This is a genomic window from Xenorhabdus khoisanae (assembly GCF_001037465.1).
In the GTDB taxonomy this organism is placed as follows: Bacteria; Pseudomonadota; Gammaproteobacteria; order Enterobacterales; family Enterobacteriaceae; genus Xenorhabdus; species Xenorhabdus khoisanae.
Map to the genome: position 1 here is coordinate 1 of NZ_LFCV01000208.1, position 6,544 is coordinate 6,544.

The following is a 6,544-nucleotide window of genomic DNA, read 5'->3' on the forward strand; positions in this document are numbered from 1 at the left end:
TCTCTCAATTCCAGCACGGTGCCAAAGGTTCAGTGGTTGGGATGCGTTCATTACATTCCTCCTCCGTCTCCCTGATTGATGCGTTGCTTCAGGAGGCCGCCGGGCAGGTTCATTCCCCGCTGGTGAAACAGTCGGTTTTGCCAACGGCAGCCGAAACGGCCCTGGTTTCCGAAGCCGGTACAAGGCCGGAAACCCAATCGGCTGCTTCCACAAATGAAATGAAAAGTTCCCCTCCATCGACGGCGGATGATACCCGGACGTTATTGTCATTATTTCAATCAGATGATGAAGTTTCATTGTTCATTAATGCAAATGAGAACGATAACGATTTAAAAGCAGGCAAACGCACAGGCAGGTCATCAGAAAACGTTGCTCCCGCCGGGGAGGAGTCGTCATGATATTAATCATGAAACAATTTCAATTTGTGATTGATTTTTAACGGAATGATTAACGGCTTGCTATATCGAAAAGCCGCCGGATTGTGTTGTTGATAACAGGAAAAAATGATGCACGGAACAGAAGAAATAATGGGTTGGGAAGAATTATTAGACGAGTACTTTTTTTCACATATCCTGAGGCCGGACACCGAGTGGAGTTACCGTAAAGTGACGAAGAGTTTTATCCGGTTTATGGGGGAAGCGGTCTCACCGATGCAGGTCACTCACCGGGATGTGTTGCGGTGGCGGCGTCATCTTCTGCTGGAGAAAAAACAGTCGAGCCATACCTGGAACAATAAGGTGGCGCATATGCGGGCGATCTTTAATTTCGGCATGGAGCAAAAACTGCTGCCGCACACTGAGAATCCGTTTAACGAGGCGGCAGTAAAAAAAGAAAAGAAAAAGAAGAAGATCCTGAGTGACTCGCAGATAAACCGCATCAATCTGGTGATGGGGAAATTTGCTGAGGAAGAAAGAACCGGGTCTGTTCCACGGGGAGGACGTTGTGCATTATACCCGACCGGATATTGGATGACGGTACTGGCAACATTACGTTTTACGGGGATACGCCAGAACCAGTTGCTGCACCTGCGGTTGCGGGATATCAATCTGGAAAGCAATTATATTGAACTGGGCCTTGAAGGCAGTAAAAATCACTGTGAATGGGAGGTGCCGATTGTCCAGCCGCTCAAACCCCGGCTGGCGCAATTAATTGAACGGGCAACAGCGGCCGGTGCCGAAGCCGACGATCCGATTTTTGATCTCAGCCGGCTGAATGTACCGCACCCAAGCCGGCTTTCCCGTTACAAATACGATATCGGCAGGGAAAAACAACAGCTCCGCTCTTTCTTCCGCAGGCTGTCCAGAGAATGTGGTTTTGCCGTCTCTCCTCACCGTTTTCGCCATACCGTGGCCACGACGCTGATGAAAGCGCCGGATCGGAACCTGCCGTTGGTGAAGAGATTACTGGGGCATCGTAATGTGGCGACCACGATGGAGTACATTGATCTCGATATGGCAGTGACGGGAAAAACACTGGAGCGGGAACTGGGGTTGTACACGGATCGTTCTGATGAGAGTTCCGGTGAGAAGGAATAAAACGGATTAAAAAGAACAGGGCGGGTTTCAGTCAGGATTTAGGAGGATGGATGGAATTGATTGAACTGCCCTGCATCAACATTGATGGTATGAAAAGATAATTGATACCGAACTGGCATCCCGCGAAGTTTACACCTCACTTGACATCAGAATCAATTACTGAAATCATTACCTTAAACAAGAAAAGGGTAACTGAAAAACAGTCACCCTGAAATCTTGTCTCAAATGTTCTTCTCAACTAAACAGTACAAATTGAACTGATTAGGATTTAACATTTAACTAACGATTGATTCTTTTTCGCGCTTTTGTCAGGAAATTTAACAACCTAGGACAAACCCGCATGTAAACTTGGTGCCGGACTCGGAATCGAAAATCGTTATAACTTGTTGAAAATATAAAATTTATAACCTTACCTTTCTTTTATGCCCCTTTTAATGCCCCCGGATTTTTTTGCTTGCTTTTTCTTTATTATCTAACTGATTTTACTTAGTTATATTTCTTATTGCGCGATTTTTCATCATCTTAAAGCAAAAAAGCCGTGAGGGTTAAAAATGGTTAAATTTGGCTGCCATTTTACGCTCAGGGCTTAAGATAAAAAATATTCATTTTTACGACATCGATCACAAATTGAAGCGGGTTATTCCTGTGATTTACTGCGAACTTTACGCTCAATCAGTTGACCCTGTTTATCAAAATAGCGGCTGGGCCAGATTTCAGAGGGATGGATGCCAAGATAGTTCGCAATAATCCATTCACCTTTAGGCCACTGCCTGCTGAGTGCATTTGCGAGTGTAGATGAACTGAGTCCCGCTTCACGGGAGAGGGCTGCTAAGGTTGTTCCGCGTTTACGCAGTGCAGCGATGATATCGGCCTGATGCCAGTCGTTTTGAATATTGTTGCTATTCATTCCTGCTACCCCTTCCATTAATTAATATTGATGGTGGCGATTCAGACAGGGTTCGCGGACCGGAGATCAACCATTCCGGCAAGGCAATGCCTTCCCCGCCTGAATCACCATTGAAAGGGCGATAACAGGCACACTGGTAGAAATTTCCTACCAGTGGGTTGATCAATCAAGGCCGCGACGCCTTGGCCATTAGATTTGGCTAATGGCGGGAATACTTTAACTGATTGTTTTATCTAACTCAATAACAGAACGGCTAAGTTTAACGGCTATAACTCCTCTCAAGTACGCACAAACTCAGAGGATAATACGGACGGCTAATCAATCTTTGTTGTTAGTTTTCGTTCGTGATCGCTTCGCTATCCGTATTTCCCCTGTGATTTTCAGACTCATTTTACTCATTTCGAAACATTTTCTCTGCGTGTCGGTTAGGTTCACCGTTCCGTGGCGCGTCAGATAATGTGTAGCAGAGACAGCATTGAGGTGAGTTATTGCAGGAGTTCGCTACGTGCATGCCAGGCACGGCGATGGTTTACTCCCCGTTCAGCGCCTGAACTCAATCAGGATGAACGCCTCATTATTCGTGACGTGGTTTTATATCTCCTTTCTTTACTGCATCAGCCTGTTATAGGCAGTGGGTGAAAAATGAACGAAATAAGTGAATTAAGGCAGAAAAATGCCAATGAAAAGTGGTGACACTGAGTAAAACGTAGTTCAAATCGTTCGTAAAGCCAGACCGGACGTGCTCTGGACGTTGACGCTTGGCCGCGTCACTTGGTAATCGCTACGCTTTAACGCAAGTGACGCCACGCAGTTTTCGGGATGTTTATCGTGCGTAAATCAAAGCGTTGGTAAAGATCGTGCAAGGTAAAAAAGTTAAGGTGAACGTAGCAGGGTTACTGCTCTACATGTGTGATAAGCCGATGCATAAAGAAACCGGGAAACTTTCATCATCGATACATTGGTTATTTATCCGATGATATCTGCTTCCAAAAGTGTGCAGATGTACCGCATGACATGCACTCCCTTTCAGGCTACGGGAGTTAATGAGATGGTCTTCCCCACCTTGTGAACCATACTCTTTATAGAGTATTTTTTCTGGAGAGTCCATCATGCAAAACGTCACCCTTATTGGTATCGATCTCGGCAAGCATTCTTTCCATATCCATTGTCAGGACAAATTCGGCAAGACTATGCTGCGTAAAAAATTTACCCGCCCAAAATTAATGGAATTTTTAGCTGGGTGTACATCGACTACCGTCGTGATGGAAGCTTGTGCGGGTGCACATTTTATGGCTCGCCGGATCGCTGATTTAGGCCATGATGCGAAGCTGATATCTCCGCAGTTTGTTCGTCCTTTTGTCAAAAGTAACAAAAATGATTTCGTTGATGCAGAGGCGATATGTGAAGCAGCATCACGCCCCTCAATGCGTTTTGTCCAGCCGAGAACGGAGACGCAACAGGCGATGAGAGCACAGCATCGTGTCAGAGAATCACTCATCAAAGATAAGGTAAAGACCACTAACCAAATGCACGCTTTTTTGCTGGAGTTTGGTATCAGTCTGCCAAAAGGCGAGGCGGTCATTAAACGGTTATCTCTGGTTCTGGCAGAACACGACGTGCCCGATTATCTGAGCCGTTTGCTGATGAAATTACATGCCCATTACCTTTATCTTGTCGAGCAAATAACCACGTTGGAATTAGAATTAAAACAGTCCATCAAAGCGGACGATGCGACTCAACGCATGATGACAATACCGGGGGTGGGACCCATTACCGCCAGCCTACTTTCATCCCAGCTTGGTGACGGAAAACAATTTTCATGCATCCGGGATTTTGCTGCTTCGATGGGGCTTGTTCCCCGACAATACAGTACAGGGGGAAAACCGACTCTGCTGGGTATCAGCAAACGCGGCAACAAAAATTTGCGCCGATTGCTGGTTCAATGCGCCCGGGCGTTTATGATGCGGCTTGAGCATCAGCATGGGAGACTTGCCGAGTGGGTTCAGGCACAACTGAGCAAGAAACATTCGAATGTGGTTGCCTGTGCACTGGCTAATAAGCTGGCACGAATAGCCTGGGCAATCACGACTCGGCAAAATGAGTATCAGGCCTAATAGAGGCTGGCTGATTCAATAACTTGATGATTAAACAGTGAAATACACGTTACCTATCTGGTTTTGCGAAGACTGATTATTGATGACATGAACGGCCAATCGGCCTGATGAATAACCTAAGAAGCAAAATGGCTCATTGAAGCCGGGGAGTTTTTAAGGTTCATCAGGCGCAGAACTCATCGTGGCGCGGGTATCCATACTCATAGAGACGCCGGATAGATTTAAGCAAGCCAACCATACATCAAAATGAGTGTTGCAAAAACGGGGAAGACCATAGATTTGTTTCGCCATTCTTAAGGAGATGGCTCGTTATGATAAGTAAAGATATTATGAGCTATGCAGGATGAAATCAAATATTTGTTCAATGAATTATTGAAATAAGAATAATTGTATTGAGATCTGCATAATAAGAAGGGGACTCCCAGTTTTTACTCTTGATCGTTAGTGTTCATATCCCTTAGTGTCCCTTTGTTGTCTGTACTTACTCGTTCCTATTAAATAGGCATCTAGCCTCACGGGGGCATTCCCTTGCCATCGCGAGGTAACTCAAAATCCATAGAGTATATAAAATAATGTGGCAGTGATTGTCACTATGAGTGATAAATCATTGTTCGGAAGATATTGTTCTGAACGCACTATTTTTCATGCTATAAAATTGTAGAATCAATGAAATTAAAATAAAAAATACTGCAAAATAGATTAAAACCATGGTGCCTATTCCAAGAGATATGACAACACCACCTAACATCGCACCTATTGAGCTTCCTAGGTAGTTGATCGAGCTATTAAGAGCAATGACTGCACTGCCATGTTTAGGTTGATAAGACAATAAAATATGTTGCTGAGGTGCTCCCGCTGCCCATCCCATTGCGCCCCATATGAAGAATGGTAGATACTTTATAAATGGTATGTGAATCATTATCGGGATGCATATGACAGAACATGCTAATAATATTAAGATAAATAAAATTAATAACTTTGTTTTTTTAAAATAATCGATTAAGAATCCAACTAATAAACTTCCAAATAATCCACCTAGTCCCCATGCCCATAAATATGATGTTATATCATCTGAACCGCTAATATCCTGTAATAAAGGAGATAAGTATGTATATAATCCTAAACTTGCAAGGCCAGCAAAAAGAGTTATAAGCACTGTGATTGTCACTCGTTTATCTAAAAACATTACAACCCTATCTTTCATGGATGGAGGGGCGGTTGCTGGAATAAAAGGGAAAAATTTGAATATGCTTAAGGCTGCGATAAAGCTAAGGATAACAGTAAACCACATTGTAGCTTGCCAACCAAATTGGTTTGCGAGATAAAGGCCAACAGGAACGCCTAACACAGTTCCGATACTCATTCCACCTACCGTTAATCCAAGGGCACGTCCTTTCTTTTCGGCAGAAACTAGCAATGTAGAGCCAGCTATAGCTAATGGAGAGAATAAGCCAGCACTAATCCCAGCAATTGCTCTAGAGATCAGGAATACAGAAAAATTTGGAGCAATGGCGGTTAAGGCATTTGCAACCCCAAAAATTATTATAGAAATTAATAGAATTTTTTTTATCGATTTTCCTGCTAAGAGAGAAGCAAATAATGGAGCTGAAATTGCGTAACATAAAGTAAATATACTTACAGCCTGTCCAATTTGAGATGCACTTTTTTGATATGTCTCACTAACTCCAGGTATAATTCCTGCTATAATATATGTATTAAACCCCAGAGCAAACATACCTATAGCTAAAAAAATAATTTTTTTCATGCAGTTATGCCTTTATATCATATTTTAATTTATTAATGTGACTAATTAGTATGGTGATGAACTTGATGCGATTTTAAATGTAGTATATAGAGTACAGCTCTACACCCAAGTAGTTTGTAATTTAGCTTAGTTACACTTTCCTATGTAAATAAGGTTACTTGCATTTAATAAAGTTGTAATAATAATTTATGTAAAAATATTATTATGGTAAGTCATTAAATAG

Annotated in this window: 6 protein-coding genes and 1 pseudogene; 4 read left to right on the plus strand and 3 right to left on the minus strand. The window is 43.0% G+C overall.

Features of this window, described 5'->3' with window-relative positions; all coding sequences use genetic code 11:
- A pseudogene (locus AB204_RS22935) lies at positions 1-398 on the plus strand (hypothetical protein); the annotation flags it as partial.
- A gap of 108 nt (positions 399-506) precedes the next feature.
- A complete protein-coding gene (locus tag AB204_RS20120; RefSeq protein WP_047965161.1) occupies positions 507-1,535 on the plus strand; it encodes a tyrosine-type recombinase/integrase in 1,029 nt (342 codons plus the stop codon).
- A gap of 637 nt (positions 1,536-2,172) precedes the next feature.
- Here AB204_RS20120 and AB204_RS20125 read toward each other — a convergent pair.
- The gene (locus AB204_RS20125) at positions 2,173-2,442 is read right to left on the minus strand and encodes a helix-turn-helix domain-containing protein (protein WP_047965162.1); all 270 of its coding nucleotides are present in this window, start codon (positions 2,440-2,442) and stop codon (positions 2,173-2,175) included.
- Between the two features lie 456 nt (positions 2,443-2,898).
- Here AB204_RS20125 and AB204_RS22625 point away from each other — a divergent pair, with 456 nt between their 5' ends.
- Positions 2,899-3,081, plus strand: a complete 183-nt coding sequence (locus AB204_RS22625; RefSeq protein ID WP_152671594.1) for a hypothetical protein — start codon at positions 2,899-2,901, stop codon at positions 3,079-3,081.
- Between the two features lie 262 nt (positions 3,082-3,343).
- On the opposite strand, the gene AB204_RS22630 is transcribed toward AB204_RS22625, so the two are convergent.
- Positions 3,344-3,553 (minus strand): hypothetical protein, encoded by a 210-nt coding sequence (locus AB204_RS22630; protein ID WP_152671595.1) that lies wholly within the window; start codon positions 3,551-3,553, stop codon positions 3,344-3,346.
- Here AB204_RS22630 and AB204_RS20130 point away from each other — a divergent pair.
- Complete coding sequence (locus AB204_RS20130) at positions 3,552-4,556, plus strand: IS110 family RNA-guided transposase (protein ID WP_047965163.1); 1,005 nt, start codon at positions 3,552-3,554, stop codon at positions 4,554-4,556. The two genes, AB204_RS22630 and AB204_RS20130, sit on opposite strands and share 2 nt — an antisense overlap.
- A gap of 604 nt (positions 4,557-5,160) precedes the next feature.
- Here AB204_RS20130 and AB204_RS20135 read toward each other — a convergent pair.
- On the minus strand, positions 5,161-6,321 hold the full coding sequence (locus AB204_RS20135) for an MFS transporter (RefSeq protein ID WP_047965164.1): 1,161 nt from the start codon (positions 6,319-6,321) through the stop codon (positions 5,161-5,163).
- Between the last annotated feature and the right edge of the window lie 223 nt (positions 6,322-6,544).

Coding starts and splice junctions, on each gene's coding strand:
- AB204_RS20125 (WP_047965162.1), bottom strand. CDS start 2,442: ATGAATAGCAACAATATTCAAAACGACTGGCATCAGGCCGATATCATC.
- AB204_RS22630 (WP_152671595.1), bottom strand. CDS start 3,553: ATGATGGACTCTCCAGAAAAAATACTCTATAAAGAGTATGGTTCACAA.
- AB204_RS20120 (WP_047965161.1), top strand. CDS start 507: ATGCACGGAACAGAAGAAATAATGGGTTGGGAAGAATTATTAGACGAG.
- AB204_RS20130 (WP_047965163.1), top strand. CDS start 3,552: ATGCAAAACGTCACCCTTATTGGTATCGATCTCGGCAAGCATTCTTTC.
- AB204_RS22625 (WP_152671594.1), top strand. CDS start 2,899: ATGTGTAGCAGAGACAGCATTGAGGTGAGTTATTGCAGGAGTTCGCTA.
- AB204_RS20135 (WP_047965164.1), bottom strand. CDS start 6,321: ATGAAAAAAATTATTTTTTTAGCTATAGGTATGTTTGCTCTGGGGTTT.